The sequence below is a fragment of the Streptomyces sp. CNQ329 genome (assembly GCF_000482585.1).
In genome coordinates this window covers 214,854-236,471 of sequence record NZ_AXVU01000005.1, presented here as the reverse complement: position 1 = coordinate 236,471, position 21,618 = coordinate 214,854, and the positions used below count along the sequence as shown (strand labels likewise).

The 21,618-nt window shown below is 74.9% G+C and carries 18 protein-coding genes; 6 read left to right on the top strand and 12 right to left on the bottom strand.

Annotation, left to right across the window (positions count from 1 at the left end; genetic code table 11):
• Positions 1–319: 319 nt before the first annotated feature.
• From I003_RS0105020 to I003_RS0104995, 6 genes are all read right to left on the bottom strand, one after another.
• Positions 320–709, bottom strand: a complete 390-nt coding sequence (locus I003_RS0105020) for a hypothetical protein (RefSeq protein ID WP_027770512.1) — start codon at positions 707–709, stop codon at positions 320–322.
• 88 nt (positions 710–797) lie between these two features.
• Positions 798–2,930 carry a 3-hydroxyacyl-CoA dehydrogenase NAD-binding domain-containing protein gene (locus tag I003_RS0105015; RefSeq protein WP_027770511.1) on the bottom strand — a complete coding sequence of 711 codons (2,133 nt, stop codon included), beginning with the start codon at positions 2,928–2,930 and terminating at the stop codon, positions 798–800.
• Positions 2,927–4,171: an acetyl-CoA C-acyltransferase gene (locus I003_RS0105010; protein ID WP_027770510.1), complete on the bottom strand. Its 1,245-nt coding sequence runs from the start codon at positions 4,169–4,171 to the stop codon at positions 2,927–2,929. The genes I003_RS0105015 and I003_RS0105010 overlap by 4 nt, the downstream gene beginning before the upstream one ends.
• Positions 4,172–4,333: 162 nt before the next feature.
• A complete protein-coding gene (locus tag I003_RS0105005) occupies positions 4,334–5,593 on the bottom strand; it encodes an HRDC domain-containing protein (RefSeq protein ID WP_027770509.1) in 1,260 nt (419 codons plus the stop codon).
• A 104-nt stretch (positions 5,594–5,697) separates the two neighbouring features.
• On the bottom strand, positions 5,698–6,390 hold the full coding sequence (locus I003_RS0105000; protein WP_027770508.1) for a response regulator transcription factor: 693 nt from the start codon (positions 6,388–6,390) through the stop codon (positions 5,698–5,700).
• A gap of 175 nt (positions 6,391–6,565) precedes the next feature.
• Entirely contained in the window at positions 6,566–7,261 is a 696-nt protein-coding gene (locus tag I003_RS0104995; RefSeq protein ID WP_037720072.1) for a DUF3000 domain-containing protein, read from the bottom strand.
• Positions 7,262–7,452: 191 nt separating this feature from the next.
• On the opposite strand from I003_RS0104995, the gene hemE reads away from it, so the two are divergent.
• From hemE to I003_RS0104980, 3 genes are all read left to right on the top strand, one after another.
• Positions 7,453–8,460 carry a uroporphyrinogen decarboxylase gene (gene hemE, locus I003_RS0104990; protein ID WP_486584096.1) on the top strand — a complete coding sequence of 336 codons (1,008 nt, stop codon included), beginning with the start codon at positions 7,453–7,455 and terminating at the stop codon, positions 8,458–8,460.
• Between the two features lie 130 nt (positions 8,461–8,590).
• Positions 8,591–9,325, top strand: coding sequence for a TIGR04222 domain-containing membrane protein (locus I003_RS0104985; protein ID WP_027770505.1), 735 nt, complete (start codon positions 8,591–8,593; stop codon positions 9,323–9,325).
• 149 nt (positions 9,326–9,474) lie between these two features.
• Entirely contained in the window at positions 9,475–11,100 is a 1,626-nt protein-coding gene (locus I003_RS0104980) for an alpha/beta hydrolase (protein ID WP_037720070.1), read from the top strand.
• Between the two features lie 91 nt (positions 11,101–11,191).
• On the opposite strand, the gene hemQ is transcribed toward I003_RS0104980, so the two are convergent.
• Both hemQ and hemG read right to left on the bottom strand, forming a co-directional pair.
• Complete coding sequence (gene hemQ / locus I003_RS0104975) at positions 11,192–11,938, bottom strand: hydrogen peroxide-dependent heme synthase (RefSeq protein WP_027770503.1); 747 nt, start codon at positions 11,936–11,938, stop codon at positions 11,192–11,194.
• Positions 11,935–13,509: a protoporphyrinogen oxidase gene (gene hemG / locus I003_RS0104970; protein ID WP_027770502.1), complete on the bottom strand. Its 1,575-nt coding sequence runs from the start codon at positions 13,507–13,509 to the stop codon at positions 11,935–11,937. The genes hemQ and hemG overlap by 4 nt, the downstream gene beginning before the upstream one ends.
• A 270-nt stretch (positions 13,510–13,779) precedes the next feature.
• Here hemG and I003_RS0104965 point away from each other — a divergent pair, with 270 nt between their 5' ends.
• Together I003_RS0104965 and I003_RS0104960 are read left to right on the top strand one after the other, a co-directional pair.
• Complete coding sequence (locus I003_RS0104965; protein ID WP_027770501.1) at positions 13,780–14,736, top strand: DUF4349 domain-containing protein; 957 nt, start codon at positions 13,780–13,782, stop codon at positions 14,734–14,736.
• 41 nt (positions 14,737–14,777) lie between these two features.
• Positions 14,778–16,184, top strand: coding sequence for an FAD-dependent oxidoreductase (locus I003_RS0104960; RefSeq protein ID WP_027770500.1), 1,407 nt, complete (start codon positions 14,778–14,780; stop codon positions 16,182–16,184).
• An 87-nt stretch (positions 16,185–16,271) separates the two neighbouring features.
• On the opposite strand, the gene I003_RS0104955 is transcribed toward I003_RS0104960, so the two are convergent.
• Entirely contained in the window at positions 16,272–17,093 is an 822-nt protein-coding gene (locus I003_RS0104955; protein WP_078563741.1) for a peptidyl-tRNA hydrolase, read from the bottom strand.
• A 6-nt stretch (positions 17,094–17,099) separates the two neighbouring features.
• Here I003_RS0104955 and I003_RS0104950 point away from each other — a divergent pair, with 6 nt between their 5' ends.
• On the top strand, positions 17,100–17,777 hold the full coding sequence (locus I003_RS0104950; protein ID WP_027770498.1) for an AIM24 family protein: 678 nt from the start codon (positions 17,100–17,102) through the stop codon (positions 17,775–17,777).
• A gap of 43 nt (positions 17,778–17,820) precedes the next feature.
• Here the strand turns inward: I003_RS0104950 and I003_RS0104945 are convergent, their stop codons facing one another.
• The 3 genes from I003_RS0104945 to zapE form a co-directional block, all read right to left on the bottom strand.
• Positions 17,821–18,741 (bottom strand): polysaccharide deacetylase family protein, encoded by a 921-nt coding sequence (locus I003_RS0104945; protein WP_027770497.1) that lies wholly within the window; start codon positions 18,739–18,741, stop codon positions 17,821–17,823.
• A 173-nt stretch (positions 18,742–18,914) separates the two neighbouring features.
• On the bottom strand, positions 18,915–20,276 hold the full coding sequence (locus I003_RS0104940) for an alkaline phosphatase PhoX (RefSeq protein WP_027770496.1): 1,362 nt from the start codon (positions 20,274–20,276) through the stop codon (positions 18,915–18,917).
• 112 nt (positions 20,277–20,388) lie between these two features.
• Entirely contained in the window at positions 20,389–21,555 is a 1,167-nt protein-coding gene (zapE, locus tag I003_RS0104935) for a cell division protein ZapE (RefSeq protein WP_027770495.1), read from the bottom strand.
• Between the last annotated feature and the right edge of the window lie 63 nt (positions 21,556–21,618).

The following is a 21,618-nucleotide window of genomic DNA, read 5'->3' as shown; positions in this document are numbered from 1 at the left end:
CACGCTGGTGGGCGGGGTCGTCGGCGTGCTCGCCGTGCTGCTGCCGTCCGCGGGCTACGCGGCGTGGCGCAACCGCGGCGGACGATGAGCGGGCCGCCGCGGAGGCGGGGCGCCCGCCGGACGACTGCGGCCATGCGCGGTACCCGGCATCCGCGGCCCCCGCGGGCTGCGAGCCGCGGGGCTCGGTCCCGCCGGCGTGCGAAGCATCGGGTGGGCGGTGCTCGGCGCCGCCTCCCGGAGCACGAGAGCCGGCCGCCCGGTCCGGCAGACGTACGAGGTACCGGTGCGCGACTCTGCTCCGCCCCGCCGGGCTACGAGGCTAGGGCCGCACCGTGCGCGGGCCCGCCGTGGCCGCGCCGTGGCGGTGGACCCGTTCGCGCAGCTCCCGGTCCGCCGTGACGACCAGGACCTGCCGCCCCTGATCCCGCTCGACGGCCTCCGCGACGACCGCCACGATCCGGTCGTCCCCGCTGCCGTCCGCCGCCACGATGCGTACTCCCGGCACCGCCGTCACCCCGCGGGCCGCGCCCTCCACCACGAGGACCACCTCGACCGGTCCCGGCAGTGCCGCGACACCCGAGGAGGCGTACGGCACGAGGCCGTCGCGCAGCCGCTCGGCCGCCCCGTGGCGATCGCGCCACCAGCCGTCGGGCACCGACCCGACGACGTTGGCGGCGTCCACGACGAGCAGGGGGAGCGGTGCGTCCATGCCGCCCAGCCTCCCACGCCCGTACGGCACGCCCGTGCCCCGGCCGCCGGATCCTCGCGGCGGCGGCCGGGGCACGGGCGACGCACCGCTACTCCGGGACGCTCGCCACGCCCGGCGGCAGGAAGCGGCGGCCCGTCACGCGCTCGCTGACGCCCGCCCGGTCCAGGTAGGGCGTGATGCCGCCCAGGTGGAACGGCCAGCCCGCGCCGGTGATCAGGCACAGGTCGATGTCCTGCGCCTCGGCCACGACGCCCTCGTCCAGCATGAGCCGGACCTCCTGCGCGATGGCGTCCAGGGCCCGGTCACGTACCTGCTCCTCCGTCAGCACCGTGTCGCCGACCTGGAACAGCGCCGCCACCTCCGGGTCCAGCTCCGGCTTCCCGGAGTCATGGAGGTACAGGTTCCGCTTGCCCGCGTCCACGACCCGGCCCAGGTTCTCCGACTGCGCGAAGCGGTCCGGGAACGCCGCCGCGAGGGTGCCCGAGACGTGGTGGGCGACCGCGGGGCCGACCAGATCCAGCAGCACGATCGGCGACATCGGCAGCCCCAGCGGCGCCAGCGCCCGGTCCGCGACCTCCACCGGCGTGCCGTCGTCCACGGCGCCCAGCACCTCGCCCATGAAGCGGGTCAGGATGCGGTTGACGACGAACGCCGGGGCGTCCTTGACCAGGACGGCCGACTTCTTCAGCTTCTTGGCGACGGCGAACGCCGTGGCCAGCGAGGCGTCGTCGGTGTGCTCGGCCCGCACGATCTCCAGCAGCGGCAGGATCGCCACCGGGTTGAAGAAGTGGAAGCCCACGACTCGCTCGGGGTGCTTGAGCCCGGCCGCCATCTCCGTCACCGACAGGGACGAGGTGTTCGTCGCGAGGATCGCCTCCGCCGGGACGACCTCCTCCAGCTCGCCGAAGATCCGCTGCTTGAGGGAGAGTTCCTCGAAGACCGCCTCGATGACGAAGTCGGCGTCGGCGAAGGCCGCGGCCTTGTCCAGCGACCCGGTGACCAGCGCCTTGAGCCGGTTGGCCGCGTCCTGGTTCACCCTGCCCTTCAGCAGCAGCATGTCGATCTGCTCGTGGACCCAGCCCACGCCCTTGTCGACGCGCTCCTGGTCGATGTCCGTGAGCACGACCGGGACTTCGAGCCGGCGGACGAACAGCAGCGCGAGCTGCGAGGCCATCAGTCCGGCCCCGACGACGCCGACCTTCGTGACGGGCCGGGCGAGGCTCTTGTCCGGGGCCCCGGCAGGCCGCTTGGCGCGCCGCTGCACGAGGTTGAAGGCGTAGATCCCGGCCCGCAGCTCGCCGCCCATGATCAGGTCGGCCAGCGCCTCGTCCTCGGCCTCGAAGCCCCGCCGCAGGTCGCCGTTCTTCGCCGCGGCAATGATGTCCAGCGCGCGGTACGCCGCGGGGGCGGCGCCGTGCACCTTGTCGTCGGCCACGGCCCGGCCGCGCTCGACGGCGGCGTCCCAGGACTCGCCGCGGTCGATTTCCGGACGCACGACCTCCAGCTCGCCGCCGAGGACGGCGGCGGTCCAGGCGAGGGACTGCTCCAGGAAGTCGGCGCCGTCGAAGATCGCGTCCGCGATGCCCAGGTCGTAGACCTGCTTGCCCTTGAGCTGCCGGTTCTGGTTGAGGCTGTTCTCGATCACGACGGTGACCGCGCGGTCCGCGCCGATCAGGTTCGGCAGCAGCGTGCAGCCGCCCCAGCCCGGGACCAGCCCGAGGAAGACCTCGGGGAGCGAGAAGGCGGGCACGGCGCGGGAGACGGTGCGGTACGTGCAGTGCAGGCCGACCTCGACACCGCCGCCCATCGCGGCCCCGTTGTAGTACGCGAACGTGGGCACCGCGAGGTCGGACAGCCGCTTGAACACCTCGTGCCCGCCGCGCCCGACGGCCAGCGCCTCGTCGCGGTGGCGGAGCACCTCGACGCCCTTGAGGTCGGCGCCGACGGCGAAGATGAACGGCTTGCCGGTGATGCCGACGCCGGTGATCTCGCCCTCCGCCGCCTCCTTCTCGACCTGGTCGAGTGCGGCGTCGAGGTTCGCGAGCGACTGCGGGCCGAAGGTGGTCGGCTTGGTGTGGTCGAAGCCGTTGTCCAGGGTGATCAGCGCGAACCGGCCCGCGCCGGCGGGCAGGTCGAGGTGGCGCACGTGCGCCTGGGTGACGACCTCGTCGGGGAAGCGCTCGGCCGCGCCCTTGAGAAGTTCCACGGTGCTGCCGCTCACTTGCCTGCCCCCTCGAAGTGCGGGTTCTCCCAGATGACCGTGCCGCCCATGCCGAAGCCGACGCACATGGTGGTGATGCCGTAACGCACCTGCGGCTGCTCCTCGAACTGCCGCGCGAGCTGCGTCATCAGCCGCACGCCGGAGGAGGCCAGCGGGTGCCCGAAGGCGATGGCGCCGCCGTACTGGTTGACGCGGGGGTCGTCGTCGGCGATGCCGAAGTGGTCGAGGAACGCCAGCACCTGCACGGCGAACGCCTCGTTGATCTCGAAGAGGCCGATGTCGGCGATGCCGAGGCCCGCCTTGGCGAGCGCCTTCTCGGTGGACGGGACGGGACCGATGCCCATCACCTCGGGCTCCACCCCCGCGAAGGCGAACGACACGAGGCGCATCTTCACCGGCAGCCCGGCCTCGCGCGCCACGTCCTCGGCGGCGATGAGGGAGGCGGTGGCGCCGTCGTTGAGCCCCGCGGCGTTGCCGGCGGTGACCCGGCCGTGGGCGCGGAAGGGGGTCTTCAGCGTCGCGAGGTTCGCCAGCGTCGTGCCGGGGCGCATCGGCTCGTCCCGGGTCGCCAGGCCCCAGCCGGTCTCGCCCGCCGGCCCCGCGGCGGCGCCGCTGTCCGATGCGGTGGTGCGGCGCACCGCGATGGGCACCAGGTCGGCCTGGATCCGCCCGTTCGCGTACGCCTTGGCGGCCTTCTCCTGCGAGTGCACGGCGTACTCGTCGGCGCGGGCCTTCGTCAGGTGCGGGAAGCGGTCGTGCAGGTTCTCCGCGGTCATGCCCATGAAGAGCGCGGACTCGTCGACGAGCTTCTCGGCGACGAACCGCGGGTGGGGGTCCACGGCCTCGCCCATCGGGTGCCGGCCCATGTGCTCGACGCCGCCGGCGACGGCGATGTCGTACGCGCCGAAGGCGGTGGAGGCGGCGGTCGTCGTCACGGCGGTCATGGCGCCGGCGCACATCCGGTCGATGGAGTACCCGGGCACCGTCGACGGCAGCCCGGCGAGGATGCCGGCGGTGCGGCCGATGGTCAGGCCCTGGTCGCCGATCTGGGTGGTGGCGGCGACGGCGACGTCGTCGACGGCGGCGGGGTCGAGGGCGGGGTTGCGGCGCAGCAGCTCGCGGATGCACTTGACGACGAGGTCGTCGGCGCGGGTCTCGTGGTAGATGCCCTTCGGGCCCGCCTTGCCGAACGGGGTCCGGACGCCGTCGACGAAGACGACGTCCCTTGCGGTACGAGGCACGGGCTCTCCTCCGGAGGGGGTGCGGGTTCTCGTGGTGCAGGCCCCGCCGGAGGCGGCGCCGCTCCGGCCCATGCTACTCGTCGGTAACGAGAGGTGCCCAGGGGCCTGCCGGAAGGTGTGCCCCACACCACGCCGCCCCCCCCCGGGCGGCCGGGGGTGCGGTCAGTCCCGGACCGCCGCCGTCAGGAGGGCGGTGACCTGTTCGATCTGCCAGGGGCGGGCGCCCAGGCGGGTCAGCGCCGCCGCCACCGACTCCTCGGTGGGGTCCTTCGGCGGCTCCCAGCAGACCCGGCGCACCGTGTCCGGTGCGATCAGGTTCTCCTGCGGCAGGCCCAGCTCCTCCGCGCGCGCCGTCACCGCCGCGCGCGCCGCCGACAGCCGTGCCGCGGCGGCCGGGTCCTTGTCCGCCCACGAGCGCGGCGGCGGCGGGCCGTTCAGCGGCAGCCCCGGCTGCGGCAGCTCGGACTCCGGCATCTCGCGGACGCGCTCCACCGCGGCGAGCCACTGCTCCAACTGCCGCCGGCCCATGCGGTGCCCGAAGCCGGGCAGCGCGGCCAGCGCCCGCGTGGACGTCGGCATCGCGAGCGCCGCCTCCACGATGGCGGTGTCCGCGAGCACCTTGCCCGGCGAGATGTCGCGCCGCTGCGCGATGCGGTCCCGGGCCGTCCACAGCTCCCGTACGGTGCCGAGCTGACGCCGGCGCCGCACCTTGTGCATGCCCGAGGTGCGCCGCCAGGGGTCCCGGCGCGGCTCCGGCGGCGGCGCCGCGGCGATCGCGGCGAACTCCTCCTCCGCCCACCGCAGCTTCCCCTGCGCGGTCAGCTCCCCGACCAGCGCGTCCCGCAGGTCCACGAGCAGTTCGACGTCGAGCGCGGCGTAGCGCAGCCAGGGCTCGGGCAGCGGCCGGGTGGACCAGTCGACGGCGGAGTGGCCCTTCTCCAGCGCGTACCCGAGGACGTTCTCGACCATCGCGCCGAGACCGACCCGGGGGAAGCCCGCCAGCCGGCCCGCCAGCTCCGTGTCGAACAGCAGGCCCGGGTGCATGCCTATCTCGGCGAGGCACGGCAGATCCTGGGTGGCGGCGTGCAGAACCCACTCCGCGTCGCCGATCGCCGCCGCGAGACCGGAGAGGTCCGGGCAGGCCACGGGGTCGATCAGCGCCGTGCCCGCGCCCTCCCGGCGCAACTGCACGAGGTACGCCCGCTGGCCGTAGCGGTAGCCGCTGGCGCGCTCCGCGTCGATGGCCACCGGGCCGCGGCCCGCGGCGAACGCGCGGACGACCCCGGCCAGCGCCTCGGCGTCGGCGGTGACGGGCGGAATGCCCTCGCGGGGTTCGAGAAGGGGGACCGGCGCCGATCCGGAAGTCGGTGCTCCGGGCGCGGGGAGTCTGTCCTCTGCTGCGGTCTCTTGGGCGTCGGTCACGTGTCAAGGGTATCTGTGAGTCGTGCACGACAGCGCCCGTCGACGGAACGTTACGTCTACGGGCGCCGCGCGACTGCCGGGAGAGAGCCCGTCACCGGGCCCGCTCAGTGGATGATGCCGGTGCGCAGCGCCACCGCCACCATGCCGGCGCGGTCGCCCGTGCCGAGCTTGCGCGCGATGCGGGCGAGGTGGCTCTTGACGGTCAGCGCGGACAGCCCCATCGAGACGCCGATGGCCTTGTTCGACTGGCCCTCCGCCACCAGCCGCAGCACCTCGACCTCGCGGCCGGACAGCTCGCGGTAACCGCCGGGGTGTCCGGGCGGGCCGGAGTTGCCGCCGGCGCCGGGGGAGCCCGGCGGGCGGCGGTGGTGCAGCCGGCCGGCGGCGGCGCCGATGTGCGCGGCGTTGGGGCGGGTCGGCAGGCCCATGCTGGTGCGGGTGCCGGTGACCACGTAGCCGCGGACGCCGCCCGCGAGGGCGTTGCGTACGGCGCCGATGTCGTCGGCGGCGGAGAGCGCGAGGCCGTTGGGCCAGCCCGCGGAGCGCGCCTCGGAGAGCAGCGTGAGACCGGAGCCGTCGGGAAGGTGGACGTCGGCGACGCAGATGTCGCGGGGGTTGGCGATCCGGGGGCGGGCCTCGGCGATGGACGACGCCTCGATCACGTCGCGCACGCCCAGTGCCCACAGGTGGCGGGTGACGGTGGAGCGTACGCGGGGGTCCGCCACGACGACCATCGCCGTCGGCTTGTTGGGGCGGTAGGCGACCAGGCCTGTGGGTTGCTCCAGGAGAACAGACACCAAGTCCCTCCAGACGGTGTGCGGGGACGGGGCCGGCTGGGAGAGCCGGGACGTTCCGTGTCGCGTACGGAAGGTCTCTCACGTCTTCGGCAGGAGCCCGGAGAGGCTTTAGGCAATGATCACGAATTAGTGAGGGAAAAACGGACAATTCGGATGGGCGATCGACTGTGCACGGTCAGCGCCGGCGCGAGCCGCGGCGCTGCGGCAGCGGCACGATCGGCGCGGAGTCCGGCTCCGTCGCCGCCGGTGGCGCGGCGGCCGGCGGCAGGCCCGCGCACTGGCACAGCATGTCCACCCACGCCGCCAGATGCGCCGCCGCGTCCGGGGCGTCGTCCCCGGCCGCGCGCGACGGCCGCGGCGTCCAGGACGCCCGGATCTCGATCTTCGTCGTGGTGCCCCGCTCCGCCAGCCCGCCGAAGTGGTGCGAGGACGCGCGCGTGACGGTGCCGCTGGGCTCGCCGTAGCCGACGCCGCGGGTGTCCAGCGCGCCGGTCAGCCAGGACCAGCACACCTCCGGCAGCAGCGGGTCCGCGGCCATCTCCGGCTCCAGTTCCGCGCGCAGCAGCGTGACGAAGCGGAACGTGCCGCGCCAGGTGTCCTGTCCGTCCGGGTCGTGCAGCAGCACCAGCCGGCCGTCGGCGGGCTCGACGTCCTCGGCCGCGCCCTCCTCGACCTCCGCCTCCAGGGCGTACGCGAAGGGGGCGATGCCCCGCGGCGCGCGCGTCGCCCGCAGCGTCACCCCCGGGCGCACCTCGGCGGAGTCGAGCGCCTCGACGGCCCGCCGGAACGGGGGCGGCAGGGCTCCGCCCCCCGGCCGGCCTTCCGGGGGGCCATCGGGTTCGTCGACGAGATGTCCAGGAGCCGCAACCATGCCCGGAAGACTAGGGGGCCCGACGCGGAGAAGCGCTGCGGGACACCCGGGTGGCCGGATCTCGACTCCCCCGCACGTGCGAAGATGCAGGGGTGAGTGCCGACAGCGCCCCCCGCCCCTCCGCCACGTCCGTCGCCGGTGCCGCACCCGCGGCTGCCGCCCCTGCGGGACCGGCCGCCGACTCCGCGTTCCTGCGCGCGTGCCGGCGTGAGCCCGTGCCGCACACGCCCGTGTGGTTCATGCGTCAGGCGGGCCGCTCGCTGCCCGAGTACCGGCGGCTGCGCGAGGGCATCGGCATGCTCGACTCGTGCCGGCGGCCCGACCTCGTCACCGAGATCACGCTCCAGCCCGTACGGCGGCACGGCGTGGACGCCGCGGTTCTCTTCAGCGACATCGTCGTGCCGCTCAAGGCCATCGGCGTCGACCTCGACATCAAGCCGGGCGTCGGCCCGGTCGTCGCGCAGCCGATCCGCAGCCGCGCGGACCTCGCGCAGCTCCGCCCGCTGGAGCCCGACGACGTGCCGTACGTGACCGAGGCCGTGGGCCGGCTGACCGCCGAGCTGGGCGCGACGCCCCTGATCGGCTTCGCCGGGGCGCCCTTCACGCTGGCCAGTTACCTGGTCGAGGGCGGCCCGTCCCGCAACCACGAGCACACCAAGGCGATGATGTACGGCGCGCCCGAGCTGTGGGCCGAGCTGATCGGACGGCTCGCGGGCATCACGGCGTCGTTCCTGAAGGTGCAGATCGAGGCCGGCGCCTCCGCCGTGCAGCTCTTCGACTCCTGGGCGGGTGCGCTGGCACCCGCCGACTACCGGCGCGCGGTGCTGCCCGCGTCGGCGGAGGTCTTCGCGGCGGTCGCCGGATACGGGGTGCCGCGCATCCACTTCGGCGTCGGTACCGGCGAGCTGCTGACCGCGATGGGCGAGGCGGGCGCCGACGTCGTCGGCGTCGACTGGCGGGTGCCGCTGGACGAGGCGGCGCGCCGCGTCGGTCCCGGCAAGGCGCTGCAGGGCAACCTCGACCCGGCGGTGCTGTTCGCGCCCCGCGCGGCGATGGAGGCCAAGGCCGGCGAGGTGCTGGAGACGGCGGCCGGGCTGGAGGGGCACGTGTTCAACCTCGGCCACGGCGTGCTCCCGACCACGGATCCCGACGCGCTGACGCGGCTCGCGGAGTACGTGCACGAGTCCTCGGCCCGCTGACGCCCCCCGCGGACCGGAGCACCGCCCGCGCGGCCCGACGCCGTGCCCGAACCCGCAACACCCCGCTATCACGGCCGCGTTCGGAAAGACAGGTCTGGCGCCCCGTGCCCCCATCGCGTAGAACACCGCCATGTGGGTATGCTTCGCGCTCGTCGCCTGGGCGGCCGCGCTGCTGACGTGCGGGCGCCTGGTCCTTGTCGGTTCCGTCGCCGCGGCACAGCCCGAGCCCGAGCCGGCGCGGGTCCGCGGAGCGCGTGAGCTGGCCCTGTACGAAGCCGCCTTCCTCGCCGGCGGGCCGCGACGGGTCGTCGACGTCACCCTGGTGTCGCTGGCGCGGGAGCGGCGGCTGCTGCTCGCGCACACCGGCTGGGCGACCGTCGTGGAACCCGGGGGACGCGATGCCGTCGAACGCGCCGTGATCGCCGCCGCCGGGCCCGGCGGGCAGAGCACGATTCCGGCCATCCGCGCCGCCGCGTGCGCCGCGGACGCGCTGCGCGACCTGGACAACGGCCTCGCCGCGGCGGGGCTCGCGGTGCCCGCGCCGATCCGCTCCGCCGTGCGTGGCGCGGTGCGGCACGTCCGGGTCGCGGGGGTGGTGGTGCTCGGCGCCGGGATCGCCGCGCTGGCCCTGCGGGCGCCGGCGCAGGAGCCGATCGCCGGGTGGTTCGTCCTGCCGCTGATCCTGGTCTGCGGCTGTCTGGCGATAGCCCGGCTGGAGGTGGGCGAGTACACCCGCTGGGCCACGCCCGACGGCCGCGGGCTGCTCGCCACCCTCGACGAGGCGGACTCGCCGCTGACCGGACTCGCCGTGCGCGGGCCCGCCGCGCTGCCCGACCCGCAGATGCGCGCCGCCCTCGCGCGGTAGGCGCGGACCGCGCCGCGACACCCCGGGCGGGTTCCTTTACATCAGTAACTCGGCCGAGAATCATCGCTTTTACCCTCAATTCTCCCAGCGTCGCGCCAGCCGCGTGCGGCCGCTTCGTCACGCCTTGCGCCGCACCGGAAGGGCCCTTCGTGAGAGCAGCAGTGCTGTACGGAATCCTCGGTTCGCTCGCTCTCACCGGCCTGGCCGCGGCCCCCGCCGCCGACGCCGCCCGGACGGGCAGCGCCGTCCCCGTGTCCCGCGCGGCCGACGGCCCCGCGGCCCGCGGGGTCGCCGTCGCCGCCGCCCGCGCCGCCGAGGCCGGCGTCCACTTCGGGCCCTGCCCGGCGGCGGAGGCGCTGCCGCCGCCCATCAGGTGCGGCACGGTCACCGTCCCGCTGGACTACGCGCGCCCCCGCGGCCGGCAGCTCAAGCTCACCGTCAGCCACGCCGGTGCCACCGGCCCCCGAGCCGCGCGGCAGGGCAAGCTGGTCTTCAACCCCGGCGGCCCCGGGGCCTCCGGCACGTATTTCCCGCTGCTGAGCCGCTCCCCGCAGTGGCGGAAGCTGGCCGAGGCGTACGACTTCACCGGCTACGCCCCGCGCGGCGTCCAGGGCTCCGGCGCGCTGTCCTGCCAGGACCCCGGCGAGTTCACGAAGGCACCGTCGCACACTTCCGAGCACCCCTCGGAGCGCGAGAAGCGCGCCCGGGTCGAGAAGGCACGCGCGTACGCCGACGGCTGCGCCGGGACCGCGGGCCTGCGGCACTACTCGTCCCTGAACAACGCCCGCGACCTGGAGGTGCTGCGCGCCGCGCTCGGCGAGCGCAGACTCACCTTCCTCGGCGCCTCCTACGGCACGTACTTCGGCAGCCTGTACGCCGCGCTCTATCCCGACCGCGTACGCCGCATGGTCCTGGACAGCCCGGTCGACCCCGATCCGCGGCAGATCTGGTACGGCAACAACCTGCGCCAGTCCGCCGCGTTCGAGGAGCGCTGGACCGACTGGCAGCGGTGGGTCGCCAGGCACGACGACGTCTACCACCTCGGCCGCAGCCGGTGGCAGGTGGCTGCGGCGTACAAGCGGGCGCGCAGCATGATCGAGAAGGAGCCGGCCGGCGGGCGGGTCGGCACCGCCCAGTTGCAGGCGGCCTACCTGCGGGCGGCGTACGCCGACGGGTACTGGGCGCAGGCCGCCACCGCGCTCGCCGACTATCTGGACGGCAGGCCCGCGACGCTGGTGGAGTACGCCGCCGACGATCCCTCGGACAGCGTCGTCCAGGAGAACGCCAACGCCGTCTACACCGCCGTCGAGTGCAACGACGCGCCCTGGCCCACCGACTGGGAGACCTGGGACCGCGACAACAGCCGGCTCGCGCGCGTGGCGCCGTTCGAGACCTGGGAGAACGCCTGGATGAACCTGCCGTGCGCGTTCTGGGCCGAACCGCGGCGGCAACCCCTCGACCTCCGCACCGACGCCGGTGCCCTGCCGCCGGTGCTCCTCCTCGCCGCCGAGCGGGACGCGGCCACGCCGTACGAGGGGGCGCGGGAACTCGCGCGGCGGCTGGGCGGGTCCGCGGACCTGGTGACCGAGAAGGACGCCGGGTCGCACGGGCTCGCCGGTGCCCACAACGCCTGCGTCAACCGGCACGTCGACAGGTATCTGCTGACCGGCCGCAGGCCGGGCGACGTGACCTGTGCGCCGCGCCCGGAGCCGAAGGCGGAGCGCGGCGGGGAGCGCTCCGCGGCGCCGGGGACGGGCGGCCCGGCGGCCGGCTGAGCCGCCGCAGTGGTCACGGCGGCGGCCCTCCGGGTGCGGCGGGCACACGCGCAGGCGGGGGCGCGAGGCGCCCTGGCGCGGGCGACGGGTGTCAGGCCAGGGAGGCCACCAGCTCCGCGACGGGCTTGCGGCGGCCGGTGTAGAACGGCACCTCCTCGCGCACGTGCAGCCGCGCCTCGGACCCGCGCAGATGACGCATCAGGTCCACGATGCGGTGCAGTTCGTCCGCCTCGAAGGCAAGGATCCACTCGTAGTCGCCGAGGGAGAACGCGGGCACCGTGTTGGCCCGTACGTCGGGGAAGCCGCGGGCCATCTTGCCGTGGTCGGCGAGCATGCGGCGGCGGTCCTCGTCCGGCAGCAGGTACCAGTCGTAGGAACGGACGAAGGGGTACACGCTCACGTACGCGCGCGGGGTCTCGTCCGCCAGGAACGCCGGGATGTGCGACTTGTTGAACTCGGCGGGGCGGTGCAGCGCCATGTTCGACCAGACCGGGGCGAGAGCGCGGCCGAGGCGGGTGCGGCGGAAGAGGTTGTACGCCTCCTGCAACGCGTCCGAACTCTCCGCGTGCCACCAGATCATGACGTCGGCGTCGGCGCGCAGCCCCGAGACGTCGTACGTGCCGCGCACGACGACATCCTTCGCGGCGAGCTGGTCGAACAGCTCGGTGACCTCGTCCGCGAAGCCGGCGCGGTCCTCGGGGAGGGTGTCGCGGAGGCGGAAGACGGACCAGAGGGTGTAACGGATGACCTCGTTGAGGTCCTTGGCCTTCTTGCCGGCGTTGGCGGAGCGGGCCGAAGCCGCGGGCGAGGGAGCCGCCGGAGGGGTTGCGTCACTCATGCGGCCATTGTCCCAGGGCGCCCCAGCAGCTCGTCGGCGGCCCGGTGCGCGCTCGCCACGCATGCCGGGACGCCCACGCCGTCGTACAGCGCGCCGCACACCGCGATCCCGGCGGGCAGCGCGTCCCGGATCCGCGCCACGCGCGCGTCGTGCCCGACCTCGTACTGCGGCAGCCCGCCCCGCCAGCGGCTGACGCGGCTCGCGACGGGGCCGGCGGTGAGCCCGGTGGCGGCGCGGAGGTCGTCGAGAGAGGCGGCCACGAGGTCGGCGTCGTCCCGTTCGAGGGTCTTCTCGTCGTCGATGCGGCCGACGGAGGTGCGCAGCAGGAAGAGGTCGTCGTCACCGGCCCAGCGCCACTTGGCGGAGGAGAACGTCGACGCCTTGATCGTCCGCCCGTCGACCGGCGGGACGAGGAAGCCGGTCCCGGCCGGCAACTGCGCCTCGGCCTCCCCGCGGGGGAGGGCGAGGGTGATCAGCGCCATGGAGGCGTACCGCACACCGTCGAACTCCGCGGCGGCCCGCGGCGCGTGCCCCCGCACCAGCCGCGCGGCGGCCGCCGCGGGCACGGCGAGCACGACGGCGTCGGCGTCGTAGGAGCGGCCCCCCGCGAGGACCCGCCAGCGGGCGGGGCGGTCCCACGTAGGGGCTGCTCCGGGCGGGCCGGGGTGGCCGGGCGGGGCCGTGCCGGCGGCCCGCGGGCGCTCCGCCGCACCGCCGCCGGCGAGGGCACCGGGGTGCTCCGGGTTTCGGGAGGGGCCGGGACCGGGGGAGCCCTGCCCCCGCTCCAGCGCCGTGGCCTGCGTCCCGAGGACGATCTCGCCGCCCGCCGCCCGTACGGCCTCCGCCACCGCCGACGGCAGCCGGCCGATGCCGCCCTCGATGCCCATGAACACCGGCGGCTGCGCCGCGCCCGCGGCAGGAGCGGCGGCTCCGCGGGACTGCACCGCCCGCGCCGCGCCCAGCAGCGTGCGCTCCTCGCGCAGTGCCGCGAACAACTGCGGCACCGCCGCGCGCATCGACAGCCGGTACGCGTCGCCCGCGTACACCCCGCCCAGCAGGGGCTCCACCAGCCGGTCCGTGACCTCCGCGCCCAGCCGCTCCGCGACGAACGCGCCGATCGCCACGTCCTCGCCCGGCTCCGCCGGCGGCAGCTCCGCCTCGCGGGCGACCCGCGCCAGGCCCTCCGGCGACAGCACCTCCGCCGCCGCCAGCCGGTCCAGGTCGCCGGGAACGCCCATCACCTGGCCGCCGGGCAGCGGGCGCAGCCGTCCCCTGGTCCACACCGCCGCGCCGGCCGTGGCGACAGGCTGCAGAACGTCGCCGAGCCCCACCGCGCGCGCGAGGCTGACCGCCTCCGGGCGGCGGGCCAGCAGCGCCTCCGCGCCGAGGTCGGCCGGCAGGCCCGCCAGCTCGCCCGCGTGCAGCTTGCCGCCGACGCGGGTGCCGGCCTCCAGCACCGTGACCCGCGCGCCGCCGGCCAGCAGCCGGTGCGCGGCGGCGAGTCCGGCGATGCCGCCGCCGATGACGACGACCCTGGGCGGCCCGGGTTCCGAGGGCTGTGCGCTGCTCATGAGAGCCACTGTCTCAGACGCCGCCGACACGTCCGTACGAGCCTGTGGACAACGCGCACCGCCGCCGGGCCACCGCCCCGGAGGCGAGCGCGAACGGGCCTGCCGGGCGCCACCGCATCCGCTCCCGCCCTCGCCCGCACCGCACCGGCGCCGCGGCGCCGCGCCCGCCGCGTAGTCCGATCGTGACCCTTCCGGGACCCGGCGGTCCGAACGTCCGTCCCCGCCGTCCCGTCGAAGCAGTACACACCCGACACCCTGGGGGGTTCGACGATGCACGCACGCAGGAGGACCAGACCCGCGCTCGCCGCCGCGCTGCTGGGGGCCGCACTCGCCGTCGGCGGCTGCTCCGGCGGCGACGCGGACTCCGCCGACGCGGGCGCCGCCCGGGACGAGGCGAAGGCGGCGGCACCGCGCGAAGGCGGCGGCGGTGCGGGTGACTCCGCCGCCTCGCCCGCACCGCGCGGGGGCGCCACCGCCGCCGACCGCGTCACGCTCGCGCCCCGGGCACTCGTACGGACCGCGGAGATCACCGTACGGACCAAGGACCTCGACGGCGCCGCCGACTCCGCCCGCGCGCTCGCCGAGGACGCCGGCGGCTACGTCGGCGACGAGTCGACCGGCAAGGAGCCCGGTGCCCCCGCACGCGCCCGGCTCACGCTGCGGGTGCCCGCGGAGCAGTACGACGCCGTCCTCGGCGACCTCACCGACCTGGGCCGGGTCGTCGACCGCGAGGTGAAGGTCGAGGACGTCACCGACGAGGTCGTGGACGTCGACAGCCGGGTACGGTCCCAGCGGGCGAGCGTCGCCCGCATCAGGGACCTGATGGACGACGCCACGAAACTCGCTGACGTGGTCACTCTGGAGGGCGAACTCGGCAGCCGCCAGGCCGACCTGGAAGCACTCCTCGCCCGGCAGTCCGCACTGGAGGAGCGCACCACGCTCGGCACGATCACCCTGGAACTGCGCCGGCCCGCCGCCGCGCCGCCGCCGGACGAGGACGACGGCACCGGCGTCACCGACGCGCTGGCCGGCGGGTGGGACGCCTTCGTGACAGTCCTGCGCGGGGTGCTGATCGCGGTCTTTGCGTCGCTGCCCTTCGCCGCGCTCCTCGCCCTGCTCGTGCTGGCCTGGCGGTGGCTGCGCGGCCGGCTGCCGCGCCGGCAGGTCGTTGCGCCGCCCGGTCCGTTTCCCGGGCAGCCGACACCCCAGGGCGGCGAGCCGGAGTAACCAGACGTAGCGTGTCCTTCACGGCGACGAAAGGGAGCGTCATGGGGGCCAAGCAGCGGATGGTGGTCATCGGCGGCGATGCGGCGGGCATGTCCGCGGCGTCGCAGGCGCGCCGGATGCGGTCGCCGGACGAGCTGGAGATCACCGCGTTCGAGCGCGGCGGCTTCACGTCGTACTCCGCCTGCGGCATTCCGTACTGGGTCGGCGGCGAGGTCGCGGAGAGGGACCAGCTCGTCGCCCGTACCCCGGAGGAGCACCGGCGGCGCGGCATCGATCTGCGGATGCACACCGAGGTCACCGAGATCGACCTCGACCGGCAGTGCGTACGCACCCGGGCCCTCGACGAGGAGGGCGGCGCACAGGAGCGCTGGCACGGCTTCGACCACCTGGTGATCGCCACCGGCGCCCGCCCGCTGCGCCCGCCGCTGCCCGGCATCGACGCCCCCGGGGTGCACGGCGTGCAGAGCCTGGACGACGGTCAGGAGCTGCTGGACCGGCTGGAGAAGCGGCAGGTGCGGCACGCGGTCGTGGTCGGCGCCGGGTACATCGGGGTGGAGATGGCGGAGGCGTTCTGCCACCGCGGCGTCCATGTCACCGTGCTGGAGCGCGCCGCCCGGCCCATGAACACCCTCGATCCCGACATGGGCGCGCTGGTGCAGGAGGCGATGAACGGCAGCGGGATCACGACCGTCACGGACACGGAGGTCACCGAGATCCTCACCGGCACGGACGGGGAGGTGCGCGGGGTGGCCACGACGAACGGCGAGTACCCGGCGGACGTCGTCGTGCTCGGCCTCGGGGTGCGCCCGGAGACCGGGCTCGCCCGGGACGCGGGGCTGCCACTGGGCGAGTCCGGCGGGCTGCTGACGGACCTGGCGATGCGGGTGCGGGGACAGGAGAACGTGTGGGCGGGCGGCGACTGCGTCGAGGTGCTCGACCTGGTGTCGGGCCGCGAGCGGTACATCCCGCTGGGCACGCACGCCAACAAGCACGGGCAGGTCATCGGCCGTAACGTCGGCGGCGGCTTCGGCACCTTCCCCGGCGTGGTCGGCACGGCCGTCAGCAAGGTGTGCGACCTGGAGATCGCCCGTACGGGCCTGCTGGAGGCCCAGGCGCGCGAGGTGGGCCTGCAGTACGTGACGGTCACCATCCGGTCGACCAGCCGCGCCGGCTACTACCCGCGGGCCGCGTCGATGCACGTGAAGATGCTCGCGGAGCGGCGCTCGGGGCGGCTGCTGGGCGTGCAGATCGTCGGCCGCGAGGGCGCGGGCAAGCGGGTGGACATCGCGGCGGTGGCGCTGACGGCGGGGATGACGGTGGAGCAGATGACGGCCCTGGACCTGGGGTACGCGCCGCCGTTCTCCCCGGTGTGGGACCCGGTGCTGGTCGCGGCGCGCAAGGCGGCGGGGGCGGTCGCGGAGGACGCGCGGGTGAGCGACGGCGGCTGAGCGCCCCGGCGGCGCGGATCCGCGGACCGGGGTGCCGGGCGGTGCCGCCGTGTGCGTCGTGCGCGCGCGTGCCCCGCGGCCGGGCGGTCAGCCGGTACGCAGCGCCGGGTGGTCGGCGACGACCGTGCAACTGCCGGCGGCGATCTCCGTGTAACCGGCGTCCCTGACCACCGGCAGCCCGCTCGCGACCAGCTCCGCCCAGCGCTCCGGGGCCGGGGTACGGACGGCGAGAGGGAAACCGGCGGCGCGCCAGGCCGCGCGGTCCGCGTCGGACAGCTCCCACCAGGCGAGTTGGGCGCCGTGGCCGGCCTGGGCCATGGCCTTGCCCGCCGTCATCCCGAGGCCGGGTGCCAGCCACAGCACCGGGATCCCGGCCGGGGGCGGCGGAGGCGGTCCGGGGTCGTCCAGGTCGGTGCCGGAGACCTGCAGCCGCGCGAGGTCCCTGGGCCAGCCGTCGAGCGGTACGGGCGGGAAGACCCGCACCTCGGCGGGGCCGTGCTCCCGGGGCCCGCTCCCCGTGCCCGCCGCCGCGGATCCGTTCGCCGCCGACGTCACCGTGATTCCCGGCAGCGCCTCCGCCCGGCGCCACTCCGCGCCCCGGGCGCGCCGGACCACCTTGCGGATCCGGGCGTCCTGCCAGTCCCGTACCGCCCGTGCCCACGGGCCTTCGTCCGTGGCGCGCTCGTCCGCCAGCAGGATCAGCACCGCGCGCGCCGCCGTCTGGAGCGCGTCGGTGCGCGCCGGAGGGCTGTCGCGTTCGATGCGTACGACGAGGGGGAGGACGAACTGCGGCAGGTCGTCGCGGCTCACCGCCTCGTGCGGGAAGGAGCTGGTTTCGGCGCTGGTCACACGATCAAGTGTGCCAGGGGCGCAGCCTGCTTGGCGGAGGGAGGGATTCCGGCGGATCATGCGCCTATGCGCAGTGATTTGTTCGCGAAGGAAAACATGGCCGAGCCCGCGACGCAGGCCGGCATGACTCTGCAGAACACCAAGTCGATCAAGTACGCCGTCAACGGCGAGTGCCTGGCGCGGCAGGGCGCGATGATCGCCTACCGGGGCAACCTGCAGTTCGAGAAGAAGGGGCAGGGGGCGGGGCAGTTCCTCAAGCGGGCGGTCACCGGCGAGGGCCTGGCGCTCATGTCGGTGAAAGGGCAGGGTGAGTGCTGGTTCGCGCTCAGCGCGGCCAACTGCTTCATCCTGGACTTCGACCAGCCGAACGACAGCCTCACCCTCAACGGGCGCAACGTGCTGTGCTTCGACACGACGCTGTCGTACGACATCAAGGTGGTCAAGGGCGCCGGGATGGCGGGCGGCGGGCTGTTCAACAGCGTGTTCACCGGCCAGGGCCGGCTGGGCGTGGTCTGTGACGGCAACCCGATCGTCATCCCCGTCTCGCCCGGCTACCCGGTCTTCGTCGACACCGACGCCGTCGTCGGCTGGAGCACCCAGCTCCAGACGGGGCTGCACCGCTCGCAGAGCTTCGGGTCGATGATCCGCGGCGGCTCCGGCGAGGTCATGCAGCTCCGGCTGGACGGCGAGGGCTTCGTCGTGGTGCGGCCGAGCGAGACCGGCCCGGGGGCGCCCGCCGGGTGACCGCGTCGGCCGCCGTCGGCCGGGCGCCGGCAGCCGGGTGCCGTCAGCGCTGCGCCATCAGCTCGGAGACCCTGGCGAAGCCGTACCCGCGCCGGCGCAGCTCCGGCACGATCTCGCGTACGGCCTGCTCCGTGACCGGCGCCGCGCTGCGCGTGACGTGCAGGACGACCACCGACCCCGGCCGCACGCGCGTCAGTACCTCCCGGGCCACCGCGCCCGGGTCGGAGGCGAAGGCGTCGCCGCTGGAGACGTCCCACTGCACGGCGGTCACGCCTGTCGGAGCGAGGGCGCGCAGCGCCGCGTCGTCGTAACAGCCGCCGGGGAAGCGGAAGTACGGGACGGGCGCGGGCACGCCCGCGCGGCGCAGCTCGGCGAAGGTGCGCTCGACCTCCGCGCGCATGGTGCCCGGCTCGACCTCGGGCAGGCCGTAGCAGGGGGTGTCGAAGGCGCGATGGCTGTAGGAGTGGTTGGCCACCTCGAACAGGGGGTCGCGGCCGATGGCGCGGGCCTGGCCGGGGTAGCGGGCGGCCCAGGTGCCGGTCATGAAGACGGTCGCGGGCACCTTCAGCTCCCGGAGCGCGGCGATGAGCCCGGGGTTGTCGAACCGCTCGCCGGCATCGGCCCGCTCGTGCTGCCCGGCCATCATGTCGGCGTCGAAAGTGAGCGCGACGCGCTTGCCGCCTTCGTCCCCACGCCCGCCGTGCCGCCACACCGGCGTGAGACCCGCGCGACGCGCCTTGGCCTCCCCGCCCGCCTGTCCCCCCGTCCCGCGCCGCGTCCCGCCCTGCGCCTCCTTCAGCGGTCGCGCCGAGCCGTACGCCGCCCGGCCTTCGCCGTGTCCGCGTGCGTCGGGCGCGTCGACCGGTGCCGGGGGCGCGGACGGGCCGGCGCACGCCGGGAGGAAGAGGGCGAGCAGCGCGACGAGGGCCGCGCGGGCCGGGCGCGGGCGCCGGAAGTCGATCATGCGGGGAGCGTACGAGCGCTCGTGGGGGGCGCGCGCGCCGGAGCGAGCGCCCGGGTGAACGGGGTACGACACGCCGCGGCGCCGGCCCGGGCGGCGGACACGGTCGGAACCGGTCCTCCACCGGGCCGGCGCCGGGCGCCGTGCCGTTGCGTGCGGTCCTGCGGGCCGGGCGGCTACCGCCAGGGGCCGGTGATGGCGAACGTGGTGCCGGGCGCGTAGCAGTTCACGTACATCGTCCGGCCGTTCGGCGAGAACGTGACACCGGCGAACTCGCCGAACTCCGGCTCCTCCGCGCTGCCCGTGTTCTGCCGGTTGCGCGCCACCGCGAAGACCTCGCCGCGCCGCGAGACGCCGTACACGTGCTGCTCGCCGCCGCCGTCCTCGCAGAGGAACAGGCCGCCGGAGGGCGACAGGGCGATGTTGTCCGGGGACTCGCCGGGGGTGTCCACGCCGTGGTCCGGGCCGAAGCGGATGACGAGCTTCAGCTCGTTGGTGCGCGGGGTGTAGCGCCACACCTGGCCGAAGTGATCGCCGCCCGAGCCCTCGGAGGACTTGGCGAAGCTGGAGACGAAGTACACCGAGTCGCCGCCCCAGTAGCAGCCCTCCAGCTTCTGCGCGTGCGACATGGCACTGCCGAAGTCCTGGTGGCGGATCGGGGTCTCGGCCGCCAGCGGGTCGGGCACCTCGATCCACTCGACGTTGTCGAACGTGGTGCCGATCTCCTCGACCACCGACAGGTCGGGTACGTCCGGCACCCGCATGGCCTGCAGTTCGCCTCCGGCGCGCAGGGAGCCGAGACCGCCCTTGGGCCGCTTCGGCAGGAAGCGGTAGAAGAGCCCGAACGGGTGCTCGAAGGCGTCCTCGGTCTCGTAGACGACGCCGTTGGACGGGTCGAAGGCGACGGCCTCGTGCTGGAAGCGGCCCATCGCGGTGAGCGGGACGGCGCCGCTGTCGTGCGGGTCGGCGGGGTCGACCTCGAAGATGAAGCCGTGGTCCTTGGTGTACCCGTTCGTGCCGGCCTTGTCCTCGGTCTCCTCACAGGTCAGCCAGGTGCCCCAGGGGCTGGGCCCGCCGGCGCAGTTGACGGCGGTGCCGGCGATGCCGACGCGCTCGCCCTCCAGCTTGCCGCTCCGGTCGACCTCCAGCACGGTGCAGCCGCCCATGCCCATGGGGTCGTAGGTCAGGCCGTCGATGGCGGGGACGCGGTGGGTGGCGTTGTGGCGGTTCTCGTGGTTGCGGACGAGACGGACGTCGCCGCCGCGGGCGCGGAAGGCGGCCATGCCGTCGTGGTTGCTGGGCACGGTGCCTTCGCCGGAGAGCAGTTCATCCCCCTCCCGGGAGAGCACCCGGTAGGAGAATCCCTTGGGCAGGTCCAGAATGCCGTCGGGGTCGGGGACGAGCGGGCCGTAGCCGGCGTCGTGCGGGGCGTATGCGGCGGCGGTGCCGGCGTAGAGCTCGGACACGCTCCCGGTGAAGGCGATGCCGGCACCCAGCGCACCGGTACGGGCGAGAACCTGACGTCGTGTTGCAGCCATGCGGAAAGACCAACTCCCTGCTGACGGACAGGAAAACCAGAAAAACGGTGACCAGACCGTGTGTACCACTCGGTGAAGTGAAAGTGAACCAGGTGACAGGTGTGTGAAGGGTCTACTCCTGTGGCGAGGGTGCGCCACCGCTGCCTCCGCCCGTCACCGGCTCGCCCGGGGTGTCCCGTTCGTCCAGGTCACCGCGGGCGTCGCGGGCCAGCGCGGTGAGCCGGGATATCGCGCGGAAGTACTTCTTGCGGTACCCGCCGGCGAGCATGTCGTCGCCGAAGAGCCGGTCGAACGGGACGCCGGAGGCGAGCACGGGTATCTCCCGGTCGTACAGCCGGTCCGCGAGCACCACGAGCCGCAGCGCCGTCGCCTCGTCGGTCACCGGCCGCACGCCGGTCAGGCAGACGGTCCGTACGCCGTCGGCCAGCGCGCCGTAGCGGCTGGGGTGGACGCGCGCGAGGTGGCCCAGGAGGTCGGGAAAGGCGTCGAGCGTCGCGCCGGGCGCGGTGCGGGCGGCGCGGGTGACGGCCTCGTCGGTCAGCGGGGCGTCACCGGCGGGGGAGGCGGGCAGGCCGCGGTGGCGGTAGTCGTCACCGTCGATGCGCAGGGGGCGGAACCGGGCCGCCAGGCCCTGTATCTCGCGCAGGAAGTCCGCCGCGGCGAAGCGGCCCTCGCCCAGCCTGTCCGGCAGGGTGTTGGAGGTGGCGGCCAGCGCCACGCCGGATTCCACCAGCTTGCCGAGGAGGCTGGAGATCAGCACGGTGTCGCCGGGGTCGTCGAGCTCGAACTCGTCGATGCACAGCAACAGGTGGCCGCCGAGGGCGCGTACCGTCTGCTGGAAGCCCAGCGCGCCCACCAGGTTCGTCAGCTCGACGAAGGTGCAGAAGCCCTTGCGCTCGGGCGCCGCCTCGGTGGCGTGCCACAGCGACGCCAGCAGGTGGGTCTTGCCGACGCCGAAGCCGCCGTCCAGATACACCCCGCGCGGCCCGGCCGGCTCCTTCGGTGCCCGCCGCCACCAGGGCCGCCGGCCGCCCACGGCGCTCGCGCCGCCGCCGATCCCCGCCGCGAAGGCGGCGAGGGCGCGTACGGCCTCGGCCTGGCTGGGGCGGGCCGGATCCGGGACGTACGTCGAAAAGCGCACCGCGTCGAAGCGGGGTGGCGGCACCAGCTCGGCGACCAGCCGCTCGGTGGGGACGCGCGGCTCGCGGCCGGTGAGCGTGCCCGGGGCCGGGGCTATGCCGCAGGGCGTGTCGGCGGTGGAGGCGGAGGTGGAAGCCACGTTCCCACTGTACGGTCGCCGCCTCGGCAAGCCGTACACCAGTGCGTCATGTCAGACTGCCGC

Excerpts from the sequence above, each read along its gene's own strand:
- I003_RS0105020 (WP_027770512.1), bottom strand. The coding sequence starts at position 709 with ATGGACGCACCGCTCCCCCTGCTCGTCGTGGACGCCGCCAACGTCGTC.
- I003_RS0104995 (WP_037720072.1), bottom strand. The coding sequence starts at position 7,261 with ATGGTTGCGGCTCCTGGACATCTCGTCGACGAACCCGATGGCCCCCCG.
- I003_RS0104985 (WP_027770505.1), top strand. The coding sequence starts at position 8,591 with ATGTGGGTATGCTTCGCGCTCGTCGCCTGGGCGGCCGCGCTGCTGACG.
- hemQ (WP_027770503.1), bottom strand. The coding sequence starts at position 11,938 with ATGAGTGACGCAACCCCTCCGGCGGCTCCCTCGCCCGCGGCTTCGGCC.
- hemG (WP_027770502.1), bottom strand. The coding sequence starts at position 13,509 with ATGAGCAGCGCACAGCCCTCGGAACCCGGGCCGCCCAGGGTCGTCGTC.
- I003_RS0104965 (WP_027770501.1), top strand. The coding sequence starts at position 13,780 with ATGCACGCACGCAGGAGGACCAGACCCGCGCTCGCCGCCGCGCTGCTG.
- I003_RS0104960 (WP_027770500.1), top strand. The coding sequence starts at position 14,778 with ATGGGGGCCAAGCAGCGGATGGTGGTCATCGGCGGCGATGCGGCGGGC.
- I003_RS0104955 (WP_078563741.1), bottom strand. The coding sequence starts at position 17,093 with ATGATCCGCCGGAATCCCTCCCTCCGCCAAGCAGGCTGCGCCCCTGGC.
- I003_RS0104950 (WP_027770498.1), top strand. The coding sequence starts at position 17,100 with ATGCGCAGTGATTTGTTCGCGAAGGAAAACATGGCCGAGCCCGCGACG.
- I003_RS0104945 (WP_027770497.1), bottom strand. The coding sequence starts at position 18,741 with ATGATCGACTTCCGGCGCCCGCGCCCGGCCCGCGCGGCCCTCGTCGCG.
- I003_RS0104940 (WP_027770496.1), bottom strand. The coding sequence starts at position 20,276 with ATGGCTGCAACACGACGTCAGGTTCTCGCCCGTACCGGTGCGCTGGGT.